This window comes from Moraxella sp. CTOTU46711 (assembly GCF_031975715.1).
In the GTDB taxonomy this organism is placed as follows: domain Bacteria; phylum Pseudomonadota; class Gammaproteobacteria; order Pseudomonadales; family Moraxellaceae; genus Faucicola.
Genome location: NZ_DALYMP010000004.1, coordinates 108,851 through 126,195 on the forward strand (window position 1 = coordinate 108,851; position 17,345 = coordinate 126,195).

Genomic DNA, 17,345 nt, shown 5'->3' on the forward strand with positions numbered 1-17,345 from the left:
CATTGTACTTTTATGACACTATTACACCCTGTAAATCATTTTTTGGCTGAACCCGTTGCCCCAACTATCAATCCCTACCAGCTGGGTGCGACGCTTTATATGCCAGCCACGCGCCAAGATATTTGGCAAATTATTAGCCAGCAAAAATTGGCTGAGATTGATAGTATCGTGATTTGTTTGGAAGATGCGGTAAGTGAAAGTGAAATTCCTGCCGCGCTCGCAAACTTAAAGCAGCTGCTTGCGACATGGGCTCAGCACGCCCAGACGCATGGTTTCGGCGATGAATCGCGTCCAATTTCACCGCGAGCCTCACGCCCGATGGTGTTTATCCGACCGCGCAACGCTTTGATGCTCACCGAGCTTGCCAGTTGGCAGGCGATTGCCTTAGTGGATGGCTTTGTATTACCAAAAATCGATATGCAAAGCCTTGCCGATTGGCGATTGGCTTGTCAGGCATTGCCATCGACACAGCTATTGATGCCGACCCTTGAGACTCGGCTCATCTTTAACCCGATACACAACCAAGAACTGGCGCTAGCTTTTAGCGAAGGGTTTAGCCAGTCGATTTTGGCACTGCGTATTGGCGGCAATGATTTATTTGCCTCGCTGCGCTTGCGTCGTCCGTCGGATGTGACGATCTATCAAACCCCAGTCGGCATACTTATCTATCAGTTAATTGCATGTTTTGTGCCGCAGGGTTTTTATTTGACTGCACCCGTGTTTGAGTATTTGGATAAACCTGACTTGTTTGCTGAAGAATTGCGGCAAGATGTCGCCTTGGGACTGGTGGGCAAAACCATCATTCACCCTGAGCAAATTGCTGCAGTCAAACAAGCTTTTTATGTCAACGATATAGAGCGCAGTCAAGCCACCGCGATTCTTGCTGCTGATGCCAAGGCGGTGTTCAAGCAAGACAACAGTATGCTTGAGCCAGCCACGCATCGCGCGTGGGCGACCAGTGTGATGCTCCGTGCCAATGTCTAAAAGCTAATTTTTAACAGTCAAGGTCTAAAAGCCACTGTCTAACAGTTTGTCACATCAAAGTCAGATAACAAATCACTGACCGATAATTGAACAAAATTGCGCTATGATGACGGGTTAGCAGATAACAATAATTTATGATAACAATTTAACTGATAACTAGCATCACGGAAACCTATGCAAGCAAATACTCTCCCCAGTCAGTCAGTGACGGTTATTTTTCAAGGTGGTATCAACGTTCTCCAGCTAGGGCAGGGCGGCGATGACGGCAGTGATTTCATAGCTAACGTCGCCAAAACCCGAGCAGCCTTGCCCCATGCAACCATTGTATTATCGACTTGGGATACGCTTGCTTTGCCCACCGAGTTTGACAGCGCCGACAAATTGGGTATCGATCAGCTGATTTTAAACCCGGATCCTGGTGGGCTACCCAATATCAAATTTGGCTATGACGCCCCTAACAACGTCAATCGACAAATCATATCCACGCAAGCGGGTTTAAGCCAAGTCAGCACCGAATATGCGCTCAAACTACGCGCCGATAGCTACTTGCTCAATGACAATCTGCTACAATTTTATCGCTATTATACCCAGCAAGTAACGTTACATTCACAGCGCCATTTATCCTCAAAAAGTAAAGGAACCGACTACTCGCCGATTGTAGTGCCGTCGTTTTTTACCATCGACCCAAGCATGTTTGAGCATATGGCGTTTCATATTAGCGACTGGGCGCAGTTTGGCAAGACTGATCGACTGCAGGCGTTTTGGTCAGCACCCCTGATGAGTCGTGACAATGCCACTTATTTTGAGTCGCATGCACAAGATATCGATGCCAAATTTGCGGACAATACATTTCGTACGCGGTTGGCTGTCGAGCAGCATATTGCCAGTCATTATGCCAATCAAATCGGGTACGCTGCCACACCAAGCTATTACAATGAGCTCAACGAGCAGATTCTAGACGCGCATAAGGCATTTTTGGCGAGTGATGTGATTGTGCTTGATATGACAGACTATGGGCTGCGGTTACCCAAATACGAGTGGACATTGACCGATGCTTTTATGGCGATGAACTGCATTAGCCATGATGACTGGTATCAGCTGTTTTATCAATATTGGTATCCCAACCAGGTTGACGAAACCCGCTTGGCGCATGCGAATGAACGAGCAGTGATGAAAAGTGTTGCCGCGGCAGAGTTTTATCAGAATAGCCCAGTCGATCAACAGCAGATTTTCTCGCGTCTTTATCCCTAAATTCGCTAAATAAAAAAGCTTACCCAACAGATGGTAAGCTTTTTTTCAACAGTTAAACAATTAAACGCCAATTTTTAAACATCAACCTTTAAACATGAGCCTTTAAGTATCAATCTTTAAACCTTGAGCTTTAAGCGCTTGGTATTCATCCGGCGTACCACAAAAATCAATGTCGTCTTCCGTGATTTTGACATAGCCAACTCGGCCGCCTTGCGCGATTAATAAATTATACATCGGGGCGATATAATATTCATTGTTAACCGTCAACTGTTGGGCAATCGCTTGTTGAAACAACGATAGATACTGCTGCTTGGATTTAAAATAATATAAGCCATCACTGCAAAGATTCGAGATACGCTGTTTTTCGGTGGTTTTAATCACCTTATCATCGTCATCGACGGCAATAAATGACCAATGGTCGCCTTCGCCTTCAAATACTTCTAAATAACCATCAACGGACTCTACCCAGTCAGGTTTTTCAAAATCATAGCGAAAGGTATCGATGTTAAAAATATAAATCGGCTCGTCGTCATCAATGCTAGTATTACCGAGTCCCAGTCCGAGGGCTACTGTTTCAGCTTGCCCCGCTGTCTCGCCATCAAGGGTATGAATCATAAAATTGCGCACACCCAAGCGCGTTAATCGCTCAGCAACAAATTGCGGGGTATCATACACATCGCGCACGATAAGCAAAAATAAATCGGTACTAAAATAGCGCTCAAACGACTTGATTGCCAAATCAAATACAATGGTATCGGCAATCGACAATTGATATTTAGGTACCTCAAAGCCCGCCTTAAAAAAACGACTGCTTAGCCCTGCCATCGGAATTACGAACATGTCACTGCCTCCATCACATACATTTTGTATAAACGATACGCATTGAGCAGCATGGCGCGCTGGCGATCGGGTCTATCTGCGTGTAAGGGTAGCATGGATAAAAACAATAACACCACCGCTGGCATGATAGATTCTGTGGTCATGCCATTGACCCAAGTGCCGGCAAAAAATTCTTGCTGGATTTGCTCCAAACGCTTATCAATATCAAATCTTATATCGCTACCGCTAGGGCTATCGATAATTTCATAACGCCCTGCGATGATAAAATCATACATACCAATCACAGAATGGGTGAGCTTTGCTAAATCATAGCTTGCGTTACCAAAAATACTAAAATTGCCGTTAGAATCCGTGCCGCGTGGGTCAAAAACTTTTACCCGGCGACCGCGCATGTCATACATGATGTTGCTAAAACATAAATCGCCATGCATGACACTCACGGTGTTTGGCAGTGCCAAGGCTTTGTCGATACAGTCCTGCGCAATCTCTAGCGTACTGCCAAGCATCGTTTCATCATATATCACAGGTCTGTTCAAATCGACATCGGCATCATCGGCATACGCGTACAGCCGCTTTAAGGTTTTTTTATGGTACAAATCTTCGGCATATGATTTGGCAAACCCTGTTTCGATATGGCGATGCACGTCGGACTGATTGGCCATACTAAAAAATTCTTTTAATAGCTGAAAAATATGTTGCCAAAATTCAGTGGTATTTAGCCCATGCACATACAACTCATTGAGCGGTAATAATGGCAAGAACTCTAAGCTATAACTAAACTGTCCGTCCACTTGCTGATAATCAATCAACTGTGGGGTAAAACGTCTGAGTGGCGCAGGAATATGGGTGTACCAATAAATTTCCGCTTCAATTTTGTTGTTGTCATCACTGCTTTTGGTGACAATGCCTTCACGAATCTGCAGTGAATTAAAGGCGCGTTCGGTGGTCATATTGGCGCGGGCATGAATATAATGGACAAAATTACTGCAGTCATAATACGACTCAATGTTGACCGATTTCATTGGCATCGTCTGTTGGTACAAATAAATCGCCCGTACAAAATTTTTCTTACTAATCGCTAGGGCTTTAATCAACTCCAATCGTGAGGAAAAGGCAAAATAGCCAATCCAATCGGTGGGGTTTTCTTTCATTTTTTTGGTTTGTTGCCAATCGTATTGGCGCGTTTTATCCGACACGCCAATACAATCTGAGCAATCAACTAAGTGTGGTAAAAATACATCCCCTTGGATGATACGAATATGCTGGTATGATTTATCAATGGCTAGATTAAGCACATATAAAATCGTCTCAGCCAATGCCAAATTTTCAGGGATTGTTACCACATCAATGGGCAGTGACTCAATCACTGCTTTTTCATTGAGTGTTAAGGTATAAGCTTCGGGTAGTGACAATAGAATTTTTTCATGGGGGAATTGTTGGCGTACCACATCGACTTGGAGTTGTAATAGTTTTTTATTGCCGATGGGCAGCATACAAGGCGGAATGCGCCCAATTTCTGCTTCAAATTCGGCATTGACATAGGAAGAGGCGTTAATGAGTATCATGGCGTTAAATTACCTTAAATGTCGTTATTGTTTTTATTTTTTATTAAGGTGTTAAATCAAGTAGCTGGCAAATCTCTGCATAGCTTAACTTGACCAATTCGTCAGGTCGAATAGCTTTGTCATCCACATAAAATCCTTCAAAGCCGCACCAAGGTTTACCCACGTATAATTCATCATACGGGATATCATGTCGTCCTAGCCAATCGAGGATAATTGGTAACGTGTTTTTATTAATAGCCCCAATATTGCCTTGATAGGTGCGCATATTGCGACTGGTATTGATGACAATAGTAAACCCTTGTCGATGGTATTCTCTAAGTTTTTCGATAACTTCGGTGATAGGTTGGGCATTGGCATAGTCGCCATTTTGGGTGGTGCATAGGGTATCATCTAGGTCAAAGATTAGCCGCTTCATTGTTATTATGTTCCTAATATGGCAGTGATAGACTTAAACTAAAAATTTTTGTATTTATAATAAAATCAAGTATTTGATTGTTATTTTAACTTCAATACCTTAAAACTAATCCCTAGCAAATGATATTACTTATTCATTACTTATTGTAATTTTAGGTAAGAATGCGAGAAAAAAATCGATTATAGGGCTTAATCACAATGCTTAATATTGGCAAGACCGCTTTTAACCAATTAACCAATCGATGTTGACAATTTTTGAGGGCAAGCCATAGCACCAAAAATGCAGTAAAAATTGGGTGAGAGCCTGATAAATCTAAATGAAATAGGTTGTGATTTGATGAAAGATTGGCTCTTATTAACGATGAGCTAACAGGCTAAAAGATTAAAAGGCGAAAAAGCTAAAAAAACAGTAAGCAAAAACCAGTAGCCAGTAGCAAGTCGCGAAAAATTTATTTGATAGCGACATGACTATGGACTTTGTGCATACGACCCAGCGCGTTTTTCCAGCCACGGGCATAGGGCATAAAGGCTTGGCAATGATCTAAGTGATAGCCATAGCCTGCATTGCCATACGCCATCAAAAAACTGCCATCCAAAAAACCTGACTGCCCTATGACAAAGCCATTACCTTGATTAAATCGCGCTTCAGCACCGTTACCGAGCAAGGTGGCATTGATTGCAGTATAGCCATGACCCTCGTTGTGGCTGGCATTGGCGTGGGTGATATCGATACTGGCCTGATGACGGGCAAAATAGCCACCGATCACGTTTTCATTGCCAAGACTGCGATTGGCCAAAATACGCCCGCCATTGTCAGCAAAATAGCCGTAGCCATAATTGCGAAAGGCATTGGTACGTCGGTTGATGCTATTGCAGCTTAGCATACCATTGTGCAGCGCCAAAAAGCCATGTTTGTTTTCGCTGGCACTGGTATCATGGCACCACATCGAGCCATTGGTGAGTGCATAAAACCCTGCGATATGGTTGTGTGCAGACACGCTGTTGTCGGCATTGATAAAGCCGCTGGATTCCGCGCAGAATCCAAAACCCAACTCTTCATCCAAATGCGCACAGTGATACGCCTCGCATTGCTGGGCATCTATCGAGCCGCCATACGCGAAAAACCCAACATCCCCCGCAAACTGCACAATCACCCCAGGCTCACAGCGGATGCTTGAGCCAAAGCGGGCGGCAACCCCATAATAAAACTTATTGATACGGACCTTTGACCCCACGAGCACCTGGCTATTGTAATTGCACATGATACCGGCACCATAGCCTTCATCTTGCCACTGTCCATAGCCCAAAAACGCCTTAGTACCATTGATAGTCATGCCATCGATTTTAAAAATACCATTGCCCCGCTGCATCAAAAAGCCACAGCGGTTATGGGCATCATCAAAATGTAACTGCACCTTATCAGGATCGTCCAAATTGCCAACAATCTCTACCCGATCACTAAAAAAATCAATTTCAACTTGGTCTAGATAATACTCGCCATCGGCAATTTTGATTTGAATAAAGCCTCTATCCCCCAAGTTATTTAATTGACTTTTACAATAAGCCAAAGCCGCGTGAATAGTCGGGAAGGTTTGCGGCACGTCAATACGTTGCCAGCGGTTGGATACTTTTTTAATCATAATAACAGCAAGCTAACAAGTGATATGGCACTCAAGGTGAGTAGGTCGACCATACATCGCCAAAAAACCTAGCGATAGTCAAAGCCATTGCAATTATTATCTAGGAAATAGGCGATATAGTATGTTGCATTTTTTAGTGAATATGAAGTTTTCTATGACGTTTTAGGTTTTGCCAATTTTTCACTCAACGAATTCGCGACCCAGGCTGGACCAATCAACAAAAATTGTAAGTCTTCAAAAAATGACGGTTTTTTGCCTTCAATTTTGTGACCGACAAATTGCCCAATCCACGCTACCACAAATACGCCAAAATAAAACTTAAACCCAACTGGCAAAATAGCAATCGCTGCCAAGCAAAACAGCACAAACATGCCCATAGCAATAAATAATTGCGTAGACAAGCGTAGATAAAACAGCATTACCAAAGCAATCAATACCAACGTAAACGCCGCCTGCCATGACATTCCCATGCCTAAGATACTGGCAAAAATCGTGGGTACGCACAGCCAATGAATTTTTTTATTGATAGGGTGTTGGTGGCTCACGGCGTAGTCAGCCAGCCAGCTTTGTAGGGATTTTTTTGAATGAAGCCGGGTCACGGTTGCCATAATCTTCTTCCTTAAAGATAATAAAGACAATAAGAAAAATTGCTGATAAAAAATGGGTGTGAAACCCATCAGTTACCACTGAATCGTATCACACCCTAGTCGTTTGTCAAATCAGCGAATTTACCCTGATAGGTTTTGATATCAATGGCTTTTGATATCAGTGGCTGTTACGCCAAGCCTTTAGCTTTTTGCTCACTGCGATACCACTCATACAGACCCACAAACGCATTGATTTGGTACACCATGGTTTGAATGGCAAAAATATAATTTTGCGACATCAAGTTGACAATTAGCCAGACAAAATTCACCGCAATCCATAACCACCAGTTGAATGAATAGCGTAAAATCATCGTGGCTTGCGCTGTGATAGATAGCACAAATGCCAACACGTTAATCCAAAAAAAATCAATCACGCCCAAAAATTTACTGCCATCGTTGGCGACCACGCCATAACCCATCGACGCTAGCCAATTATTGACAGTTGGAAATAATGCCAAGCCAATTGCGATAAAGGCAATGGTTACCAACCACACAATTTTATTGGCTGATTTAGGAATCATATTGCCATCGCCATCGGTATTTTTTGACCAATAAAAAATGCCATATAAATGGGTAAAAAAGTTAAACAATGGCGCGAGCATCAAACCCACCGCACCCGCGGTTCCCTGTACAATGGTTTCACCTGCCGTTGCCAACATACCAAAGCCATTACCTGCGATATTGCGGCGAAAACTCAGCGATACCACACACAATAGCCCGATAAAAGACACACCCAAATAAAACCAGTCCAACGCTCGATGTTCTGTGGTCAACCAAAAACCGGTACCCAATGCCACGACCCCAAAAAAGAACCATACCACCGTCCATTCTTGTGCCCATTCACCGGTAATTTTATCCAAAATTGCAATTCGCATTTCGCCTCCAACAGTCATTACAACATGACAACATTTTTTTAACTAAGCTTCAAAAAATAAAACCAAAAATTTTTAGTATATTTACCAAGTATGTCTAGAAAATTATTTTATGCCTCGATATCTTGATAATGGTGAAAAACGTGTGCATCAATGAGCGCAATCGCATCCAAGAATCGCTGATGATAGTCGGGACTATCAATAAACAGCGGCGCAATATGATGGCGGGCAAAGATTTGTTTTAAACGATTTTCAAAACGCTCACGCTGGGACTCGCTGCCTAGAGAGCGCATCCCATCAGCGACCCAAGGGGTATTATTGGCAAGCATCAGGGTATAATCTAAGCGAAACTCATCGATACAGGCGGTCAAAAACGGGTGGGTACGCCCTTCATACTCTTCACAGAATGCTTGCGTGGTCACAAAATCCGTATCCACCAAGGTGATTGGGGCAGGGGCAAAGCGTTTGGCAGCCCGTATCGCTTGTTCATGGTCAGTTGCCATGAGCGGATAGTCATCGTATTGCATACCAAGCTCAGTACCCCCCAAATCGGTTTGCACAAATAGCCGTCCCATTTCTAAGCCATAGCTTGCACCATAATAGTTGGCTAACTTATGCAGTAGTGTGGTTTTACCTGAGCTTTCACCACCCACCAATGCCACAGTTTTGGTGTAGTCACCTCGCGCTTGCGGATGAATGGCTGACCAATACAGCGCGGGGTTATTGTGAATCTTGCGGCTATCAAAACCATGCTGGCGTGGCGTGGTCACCACAGGTAAATGTAAATCATAATCGACAAACGGATGGGTTTCATCCATAAACACCACAGGGGCTACTGTCTCTGTGTCATGGCTAGATGCGCTCAACTTGTTGAGATAACTTTGTTGCAAATCCGCTAATACCGCATTGACCTGATCAACGCTCAAATCTTGATAATTGTCTTCATACGAGGGGGTTACCAAATCAGGTAAAATCTCTATATGCACAAATGGCAAATCAGCGAATGCCATCGTCATCCAGCGCGCTTTATCTTTCAAATCAATGGAAAAATTTGGATTTGGCGCGGGGTGAGCGGTAATAAAAATATATAAATCTTTGACTTGCCCAGACGCATGCAAAATCGTTCTTACATGCCCCAAATGCAGCGGCTCAAAATGTCCAATAATGATACCCACATCTTGCATCATGCTTTCCTCAACACTTTATCATGGTTTTTTTAACTATTTTTTATCGATTCGATTTTTTGATTACTTGGATAGATATCCCTAATAAGGATATGAAGTAACGCTATGATAATCGATTAGCCCCGATGAAGTTACAATCGTTTGTAACGCTAGTATCACAATTTGTAAGAACCGGTGCACACGCTACCACACACGCTATATAGCCGCAAAACTGCGCTCGTTATAATCGTTCATGATAATAATGCTGTAGAAAAAGTTACTAAAAGAAACATCATTCTACGTTTTGTCACCCAACTACATGCTGCATTTGCTTATAATAAATCATAACCAAAACGTAGCATCTTTAACCAATAATTTTAGCTGATGGCATAAAGTTTTAAAGGCGTTAAATTTCAAAAAAGATGTTAGGTTTTAATTAAGTCGTAAGTGGTTTTCTTTGTTTTTAACAGGTAAAAAATTGAATGGCAAATAAAATGGTAAAACTTCATCGCTCTCAGAATCATCGTATGATTGCAGGTGTGATGGGGGGTATTGCAGAGTATTTAGGCTGGAATGTAACATTGGTGCGTTTGTTGTTTGTCATTATCTCGACTGCAAGTGTCGCAGTACCAGGCATTTTGATATACATCGTGTTATGGATTGTCATGCCAAATGCTACCCAAAGCTCCTATCGTACGGTTTAATGGTTTTATAGGTGTATTTGTAGCACAAACAAATCGCTAAAAGATAAGTAGCCAAACAATCAGAAATATTATGAATAATAACAATTAGCTATAACAATAACTATAAACTTCTCCACTTTTCCTCCTGCCCAGATATTACATTATCTGGGTATTTTTTTAACCTAAAAAAAGCCTTAAGGGAATGCTTAAGGCTTTTGCTAATATCATAAATCTTGTATCAAAAATCTTGAAAAAATTGACTAAGGAACAAAACGTACAGGCTCGGCAATCACTTGTTGGGCGCGTTCAGCGACTTTATCAAAGCGGTGGATGCTATTGCCTTGGTTGTCAACAGCGACGGTCACAGGCATATCTTCTACTTCAAACTCATAAATCGCTTCCATGCCTAGCTCTGGGAAGGCCAGCACTTTAGCGCCTTTGATAGCTTTTGAGACCAGATAAGCGGCACCGCCCACTGCAATGAGATAAATTGCGCCATGTTTGGCAATGACTTCACAGGTCGCAGGGCTACGCTCGGATTTACCAATCATCCCAATCAAGCCTTGATCTAAGATTGTGTCGGTGAATTTATCCATGCGCGTTGAGGTGGTGGGACCCGCAGGACCAACCACTTCATCGCCGACTGCATCGACAGGACCGACATAATAAATAAAGCGATTTTGTAAATCCACGGGTAACGCTTCGCCTTTGGCAATCATATCGACCATGCGTTTGTGCGCGGCATCACGACCCGTCAAGATTTTACCGCTAAGGAGTAAGGTATCACCGATGTTAAACTGACCTAAGGTTTCTTTGGTTAAGTCGTTAACATTGACTTTAATCACATCATCGGAGCCAAAGGATACTTCTGGCCAATCTGATAGTGAAGGCACTGGTAGTTCTGCTTCACCTTGACCGTCTAGGGTAAAGTGAATATGACGAGTCGCCGCACAGTTTGGAATCATGGCAACCGCTTTACTTGCGGCATGGGTAGGAAAGTCTAGTACTTTTACATCGAGTACCGTAGTCAAGCCGCCAAGACCTTGGGCGCCAACGCCAAGCTCGTTCACTTTGTCATACATATTGAGACGTAAGCGCTCAACGCTATCAAGCTCGGCACCGCTTTGGGCTTTGGCTTGTAAATCATGGATATCAATGTGTTCCATGAGTGAGCGTTTGGCAAGCATCATGGCTTTTTCTGGTGTGCCACCGACACCGATACCTAAAATACCAGGTGGGCACCAACCTGCCCCCATTTGTGGGACGGTTTTTAACACCCATTCTTCAATCGAGTCTGAGGGGTTTAGCATCGCAAATTTTGCTTTATTTTCTGAACCGCCACCTTTTGCGGCACAAATCACATCAACTTTGTCACCCGGTACCACGCTCATGTGAACCACCGCCGGCGTGTTGTCTTTGGTGTTTTGACGTTTACTAATTGGGTCTACTAGGATGGATGCCCTTAGTGGGTTGTCTGGATTGTTGTAAGCACGGCGTACCCCTTCATTAACCATGTCTTCAACGCTCATATTCGCGTCATCCCCTAAGTCCCATTGCACGTTCATACCGATATCAAGGAATACCACCGCACTACCAGTATCTTGGCAAATCGGACGATGACCCATCGCTGACATACGGCTATTGGTGAGGATTTGCCCCATGGCGTTTTTGGCAGATTGGTTGGTTTCTTTTTGCCATGCTTCATATACAGCATCAACGAAGTCTTTTGGGTGATAATAACTGATATATTGAAAGGCGTTGGCGATAGAATTGATAAAGTCGTCTTTCTTGATGACGGTCATTGGCTAGTCCTTTTCACTGGCTAAATAGTGGCGCTATTATAGCATTGTCACTTGCTAGATTGGCAAACAAGATTGGCAGAAGGGCGCAGGAATAAGCGTTTTAAACGGTTAACCCCTAAAATTTTTATCCCATTAAAAAGTTATTAACACTTAATGGATAATACTTGGCAATGCAAGATTGAGTAATTGCATAAAACTGATATGTAGCCAGCCATACATCGCCATAAATCCCACTATCAACACTACATAGCTTGCAGTGATGATTTTACCCTTTAACACAACTAAAGAAGGCGGGATGAATAGGGCAGTGCTACCAGAGATGGGTCCATCGCCAAGATGATTGGGTGGCCAAGGCGCGCTACTAGCTTTATGGGCGAATAGCTGCTGCTGGCGGATAGCGCGATACTGCATGACGTACACCATACCCAGCAAGCCACCTATAATTGCACCGCCCACATGACTAGCATTATCGATACCGCCCACCAAAAAACCATAGCCTAAATTAATTACCATCACTATCAGTAACGAGCGAAAATTTAATGCAAAATTATTGAATGATGTTTTGGTTAGCGCTGCCACCAATAGCGCCATCCCAATGCCCATGATACCGCCTGACGCACCGGCACTAATGATCGGCGGCTCACCTGCCATCACGCTATGCAAGCCCAAAAAGTTATTGAGCAAATTGCCGCCAACACCTGATAACAAAAACAACGCTAAAAAATTGACAGCGCCAAACATCCGCTCTGCCACTTGTCCAAAATAATATAAAGCAAACATATTAAACAGCAAATGCATAAAACCAATATGCAAAAACAGGCTGGTCACCAATCGCCACGGGGCTTGACCCAGTGAAAAGGGTAAAAAATTGGCACCCCAAGCAATTAACGATTGGTTAGTCGGATTGGTCGGATTGACGCCAAAAAATAGCTGTAATGCAAACACCCCAATACAAATTATCACCAGCGCCAACGTGATAGGGTAGTATTGTAAAGCTTGTCGGATTGGGGATTCAAATGCCATAGCGCGCCTTATGTAAACCAATTTAAGTTTAAGCCAATTTAAACCAAAATTTCAAAAGAAAAAAGCCTGTATAAAATCATTATCATCAATTCACAAATCGTAATTATAGTATGAAATGGTAACAATGTTTTGCAAACTCGTCGGGGCAACCGAGAAAATGATAAGCTAAGCAGGACGCATTTTTTTCAGATTTTTAGCATCATAGATATAAATAATAGATACAAAAGGCTGTATGATAAAACGCCAATCCAAACCGCTTGTCATTCTCATTCATGGTTTGCACATGCATGCCTGGGCGATGCGACCGCTTGCCAAAAAACTCACCAAACTCGGCTACGAGTGTCGTAGGTTTGGGTATTTTAGTGTCGCGCATAATCTTGCCAATCATAGCCGCCGTTTGCACCGGTGGCTGACCAAACATGAAAAAGCGGATGTACCAATTTATTTGGTCGGTCATAGTCTTGGTGGGCTGGTCATTCGAGACTTTTTGCAGCGCTACCCACAGTGGCAGATTACCCGCTGTGTGACACTTGGGACGCCCCATAATGGTAGCATCAGTGCCAATAACATCGTCAAAATCCTGCCCAAATTCGTCGGTCGCTCGTATCTGCAGGGGCTAGATGGCAATGCGCCGGCACTCAAAGATGAAGTACAGCTAGGTAGTATTGCGGGGGTTCGTTCGGTGGGGCTTGGCAAAGTGGTATTGCCTCGTAACCGTGAGCTTGCCAAGCTTGAGCCGCATCTCCAGCACAATGACGGCACGGTATTTGTGCATGAAACCCAGCTTGCCGCTGCCAAAGACCATATCATCGTCAATGCGTCCCATACGGGACTTCTGATAAATGATGAAGTGGCGATACAAATCCATCACTTTTTGCAACAAGGGCATTTTTTGCATACAAAAAATTGTTGAGATAAACTAGGGTTAAAAACCCATCAATTCAAAGTTTTTTTAAGAATTATGTTGGGGCAAAATGCTATAATCATCCAAAGTTTTTTAGACGCTCTATTGAGCGATGATGTATTTAGCCATAATCCATTTAGCGATGGGCAGGCAAAGCTGTTGAAGAAGGTTAAGCTGTGTTGAAAGCAAGTGATGTGATGTGTTGTATGATGGGTCATAAGGCGCGTACCAATGTCAATGCGCAATCATCAGCCATCAGCGCTTTGTTAATTGCCTTGGTGAGTATATCGGGTGCGTTAACTGCCTGTAGTCCGTCATCGACGCCGCCATCCCCAACGTCGCAATCGGCTTCAAGCACCGCTTCGAGCGCTAATGGCAATAATGCCAGTAATACCAATACGACACCAAATGCAAGTATTGCGAGTGCGACTGCAGCAGTGCCTAATCAACTCACGATTTACACCTCCATTGACAAAGCGGCGCTTGAGCCGTTATTAACTAGCTATGCTAGGCAAATCAATGTGCCGATTCATATCGTGCAAGATGCGCCAATGTCAATTTTGGCACGGTTAAAAGCAGAAGGTGCCAATAGCCCTGCAGATGTGATTTTGACTGAAGATGCGGGGATTTTTAGTACCGCAGTCGAAGAGGGGCTGTTACAACCCTTTAATGCCGAAAAAGCAGTGGCGCATGTGCCGGAGCGTTATCGTGATCCTGATGGCAATTGGATTGCGTTATCTAGCTACGCGCGTACTGCGGTGTATGATAGTCGTGTACTCCATACCAATGATATCTCAAGCTATGCCGACTTGGCTAAACTAAAATGGTCACAAAAACTGTGCCTAAGCCAAGGCAAATACATCCCTAATCAATCACTGGTGGTCAATCTCATCAATAATTTGGGCGATAAACGCACCCAAGAAGTGATGCAAGGCTGGCTTGCCAATATAAGTGTCCCTGTGCTGCTGGATGACAGTGAAGTGCTAAAGGCCATAGAAAGCGGCAAATGCCAAATAGGTCTGGTCAACAGCAACCACTACGGACGCTATCTACAAGCGCATCCGGATACCCCGATTAAAATCAAATGGATCAATAAGGGCTACGGCGGCGTCAGTACCAACATCACAGGGGTTGCCATTGCGCATGCCGCCAAGCATACCGAGTTGGCGCTTGGGCTGATTGAATGGCTGGCTGCCAAAGATCAGCAATCGCTGTATGCCAGTTTAAGTAACACCTTTCCGATTGACCCCAATGCCGAAGCCTCAGTATTACTCAAGTCTTGGGGGGATATCGAAGTCAGCCCGATACCTGTCAGATTTTATGGTGAAAGACAAGCGCTGGCTGTCGATTCAATGCAGCAAGCGGGTTATTACTAATTAGCTTTGCTCACCAAAAAATGCAAATAACGCCCTAGCCATTTATATGGGTCTTGTCCGCTATAGGCGACTTCCATATCAATCACCGCTTGTGGATTGGTATGTCCACCACGCTTGAGCGGTGAGTAATCATGAAACACCCGTAACCCTGAGGTATGCAAGATTTGGTAGTGATGGTCATTAATCCAAGCAATCACCTCATCTTTTGCCACCGGGTGATTGGGCGTCAAACTGCCATTATCGGCTTTAAAATCTTTGTTATTTAATAGATTAAAATTGCCCATCACCAAGTTACGGTACACAAAGCTGGTAGGGTTATAAAAACACAGCGATAGCACCCCTTTTTCAGCCCCATCATCGACAAGCCACCGATCAAAAAAATCCATAATCAATTTTGGCTCAGCCAACCACTCAAGCACCGCATGGCACAGAATCAAATCGTATTTGCCCGTTAATTTAGCATCCAATTGCTGATAAGGGCAAGTATGCCAAGTGATATTTTGTGCCGCTTCGCCTGCGTTTTGTTTGGCAATCTCAAGCATATTGGCGGAGATGTCATTGATGGTGACCTCATGCCCGTCTTTGGCAAGTGCGATACTGATTTGTGCCAAACCTGCACCAACATCCAATATGCGAAGCGGTCGGGTGTGTGTCTGTTGCCATGACTTTACCCAGCCAAAGATATCATGGCGCAGGACGGCAAGGCGAATTTCACCTTTTAAACCGCCGTATATTTTTTTTTCAAAATGCGCGCTGATGTCATCAAAATTGCGGTCTTGGTTCATCATACAAGATTTTTCAGTCCGCGTTGTTTTTCGCGTTGATAATCACGCTCTTTTAAGGTGGCGCGTTTATCGTGCAGTTTTTTACCCTTAGCAAGGGCTATTTCGCATTTGACGCGGCCATGACTCCAGTACACTTTGAGCGCTACACAGGTATGACCTTTTTGGTTAACCATGCCAAAGAGCTTATCAATTTCGCGGCGGTGTAGTAGCAGCTTACGGGTACGAAGGGGGTCAGCGACAATGTGAGTTGATGCCGATAACAGCGGCTGAATGTGCGCGCCAAACAAAAAGGCTTCACCATCTCTAAAAATCACATAGCTTTCGGTGATACGCATTTTACCCGCACGGATGGATTTGACTTCCCAGCCGAGTAGCTCAAGCCCCGCTTCAAAGCTTTCTTCAATAAAGTATTCATGACGCGCTTTTTTGTTGCTAGCAATCAGGCTAGGCATTTTTGGTTTTTTAGTCATTTAGGTTTCCTTGCTGCAACATCGCGGACGTACCCAATGCTGCACAGCGTGCGTTAATCATCTTATTGCCATAATCTTATTACAACAATCGTGTTGCCATAAATCAGTATGACAAGCCGTTTAATATGGCGATAAATCCCAATAAATCAATTCATAGATTTCGATTACTAAATTTAAGTTTTTGATTGCTAGGCTTTACCCTAAGTTTTAATTAGGCTTTGGGTAAAATGCTGCAAAGCTGTCATGATAACACGCTAAACACAAATTGATAGTGAGATTTGATTGTTAATTGGGGTCAAATTTTGCTAGGATTAGCAACAAACTAGCAATCTTTGTTTTAGCCGTATTGTTAGCGCCAAATAGCGCATTATTTATCATAAAGAGACAGCCATGTCAGCAGCCAGCCAGCCACTTGCCACGCCTTATACTAAAATTATCTATCCGGGTACATTTGACCCGATTACCAAAGGGCACCTTGATTTGATTAAGCGCGCTTGCCGCCTATTCGATGAGGTGATTGTCGCGGTGGCGATTGGGCATCATAAAAAACCGCTATTTACTTTAGAGGAACGGATTGGATTGGTAGAAAAAGCCTGTCATGACAAAGGCTTGAGCAATATATCGGTGATTGGCTTTGATGGGTTGTTGGTGGATTTGGCAAAAAATCAACAAGCCACAGGTGTGCTGCGTGGATTGCGTGCGATGTCAGATTTTGAGTATGAATTTCAGCTCGCTAATCTCAATCGTGAACTAGACCCAAACTTTGAGGCGGTGTTTTTAACCCCATCGCAGCAATATTCTTTTATCTCCTCAACGCTGGTGCGCGAAATTGGCAAATTAGAGGGTGATGTGAGTAAATTTGTACCGCCGTGTGTCGAAGAAGCATTTGAACGAAAAAAACAACAGGGTTGGTAAGTCGTGGTAAA

17 protein-coding genes are annotated in these 17,345 nt (G+C 43.6%); 6 read left to right on the top strand and 11 right to left on the bottom strand.

Annotated features, from left to right (window positions below):
* Positions 1–12 precede the first annotated feature (12 nt).
* Entirely contained in the window at positions 13–984 is a 972-nt protein-coding gene (locus RTJ53_RS07480) for an HpcH/HpaI aldolase/citrate lyase family protein (protein WP_312276485.1), read from the top strand.
* 174 nt (positions 985–1,158) lie between these two features.
* The gene (locus RTJ53_RS07485) at positions 1,159–2,235 is read left to right on the top strand and encodes a WavE lipopolysaccharide synthesis family protein (protein WP_312276486.1); all 1,077 of its coding nucleotides are present in this window, start codon (positions 1,159–1,161) and stop codon (positions 2,233–2,235) included.
* Positions 2,236–2,337: 102 nt separating this feature from the next.
* Here RTJ53_RS07485 and RTJ53_RS07490 read toward each other — a convergent pair whose 3' ends face one another.
* The 7 genes from RTJ53_RS07490 to nadR form a co-directional block, all read right to left on the bottom strand.
* Positions 2,338–3,075 carry a glycosyltransferase family 2 protein gene (locus RTJ53_RS07490; RefSeq protein WP_312276487.1) on the bottom strand — a complete coding sequence of 246 codons (738 nt, stop codon included), beginning with the start codon at positions 3,073–3,075 and terminating at the stop codon, positions 2,338–2,340.
* Complete coding sequence (locus tag RTJ53_RS07495) at positions 3,066–4,640, bottom strand: aminoglycoside phosphotransferase family protein (protein ID WP_312276488.1); 1,575 nt, start codon at positions 4,638–4,640, stop codon at positions 3,066–3,068. Before RTJ53_RS07495 ends, RTJ53_RS07490 begins: the two co-directional genes overlap by 10 nt.
* 43 nt (positions 4,641–4,683) lie before the next feature.
* Positions 4,684–5,055 (bottom strand): HAD-IIIC family phosphatase, encoded by a 372-nt coding sequence (locus tag RTJ53_RS07500; RefSeq protein WP_312276489.1) that lies wholly within the window; start codon positions 5,053–5,055, stop codon positions 4,684–4,686.
* 448 nt (positions 5,056–5,503) lie between these two features.
* Complete coding sequence (locus RTJ53_RS07505; RefSeq protein ID WP_312276490.1) at positions 5,504–6,694, bottom strand: hypothetical protein; 1,191 nt, start codon at positions 6,692–6,694, stop codon at positions 5,504–5,506.
* 152 nt (positions 6,695–6,846) lie between these two features.
* Entirely contained in the window at positions 6,847–7,302 is a 456-nt protein-coding gene (locus tag RTJ53_RS07510) for an Mpo1 family 2-hydroxy fatty acid dioxygenase (protein ID WP_312276491.1), read from the bottom strand.
* Positions 7,303–7,469: 167 nt separating this feature from the next.
* Positions 7,470–8,216: a nicotinamide riboside transporter PnuC gene (gene pnuC / locus RTJ53_RS07515; RefSeq protein WP_312276492.1), complete on the bottom strand. Its 747-nt coding sequence runs from the start codon at positions 8,214–8,216 to the stop codon at positions 7,470–7,472.
* A gap of 107 nt (positions 8,217–8,323) precedes the next feature.
* Positions 8,324–9,397: a multifunctional transcriptional regulator/nicotinamide-nucleotide adenylyltransferase/ribosylnicotinamide kinase NadR gene (nadR, locus tag RTJ53_RS07520; RefSeq protein ID WP_409418152.1), complete on the bottom strand. Its 1,074-nt coding sequence runs from the start codon at positions 9,395–9,397 to the stop codon at positions 8,324–8,326.
* 473 nt (positions 9,398–9,870) lie between these two features.
* Between nadR and RTJ53_RS07525 the strand changes: the two genes are divergently transcribed.
* Positions 9,871–10,080 carry a PspC domain-containing protein gene (locus RTJ53_RS07525; protein WP_409418150.1) on the top strand — a complete coding sequence of 70 codons (210 nt, stop codon included), beginning with the start codon at positions 9,871–9,873 and terminating at the stop codon, positions 10,078–10,080.
* Between the two features lie 239 nt (positions 10,081–10,319).
* Here the strand turns inward: RTJ53_RS07525 and RTJ53_RS07530 are convergent, their stop codons facing one another.
* Together RTJ53_RS07530 and RTJ53_RS07535 are read right to left on the bottom strand one after the other, a co-directional pair.
* The gene (locus RTJ53_RS07530; RefSeq protein ID WP_312276495.1) at positions 10,320–11,861 is read right to left on the bottom strand and encodes a fumarate hydratase; all 1,542 of its coding nucleotides are present in this window, start codon (positions 11,859–11,861) and stop codon (positions 10,320–10,322) included.
* Between the two features lie 150 nt (positions 11,862–12,011).
* Entirely contained in the window at positions 12,012–12,884 is an 873-nt protein-coding gene (locus RTJ53_RS07535) for a rhomboid family intramembrane serine protease (protein ID WP_312276496.1), read from the bottom strand.
* 232 nt (positions 12,885–13,116) lie between these two features.
* On the opposite strand from RTJ53_RS07535, the gene RTJ53_RS07540 reads away from it, so the two are divergent.
* Positions 13,117–13,797, top strand: a complete 681-nt coding sequence (locus RTJ53_RS07540; protein WP_312276497.1) for an alpha/beta fold hydrolase — start codon at positions 13,117–13,119, stop codon at positions 13,795–13,797.
* Between the two features lie 167 nt (positions 13,798–13,964).
* Positions 13,965–15,164 carry an extracellular solute-binding protein gene (locus RTJ53_RS07545; protein ID WP_312276498.1) on the top strand — a complete coding sequence of 400 codons (1,200 nt, stop codon included), beginning with the start codon at positions 13,965–13,967 and terminating at the stop codon, positions 15,162–15,164.
* Here RTJ53_RS07545 and RTJ53_RS07550 read toward each other — a convergent pair.
* Both RTJ53_RS07550 and smpB read right to left on the bottom strand, forming a co-directional pair.
* Positions 15,161–15,952 (bottom strand): methyltransferase domain-containing protein, encoded by a 792-nt coding sequence (locus RTJ53_RS07550; RefSeq protein WP_312276499.1) that lies wholly within the window; start codon positions 15,950–15,952, stop codon positions 15,161–15,163. The two genes, RTJ53_RS07545 and RTJ53_RS07550, sit on opposite strands and share 4 nt — an antisense overlap.
* Positions 15,949–16,419, bottom strand: a complete 471-nt coding sequence (gene smpB, locus RTJ53_RS07555; protein WP_007115442.1) for an SsrA-binding protein SmpB — start codon at positions 16,417–16,419, stop codon at positions 15,949–15,951. Before smpB ends, RTJ53_RS07550 begins: the two co-directional genes overlap by 4 nt.
* A 390-nt stretch (positions 16,420–16,809) precedes the next feature.
* On the opposite strand from smpB, the gene coaD reads away from it, so the two are divergent.
* Entirely contained in the window at positions 16,810–17,334 is a 525-nt protein-coding gene (gene coaD / locus RTJ53_RS07560) for a pantetheine-phosphate adenylyltransferase (protein WP_076774516.1), read from the top strand.
* Positions 17,335–17,345 lie beyond the last annotated feature (11 nt).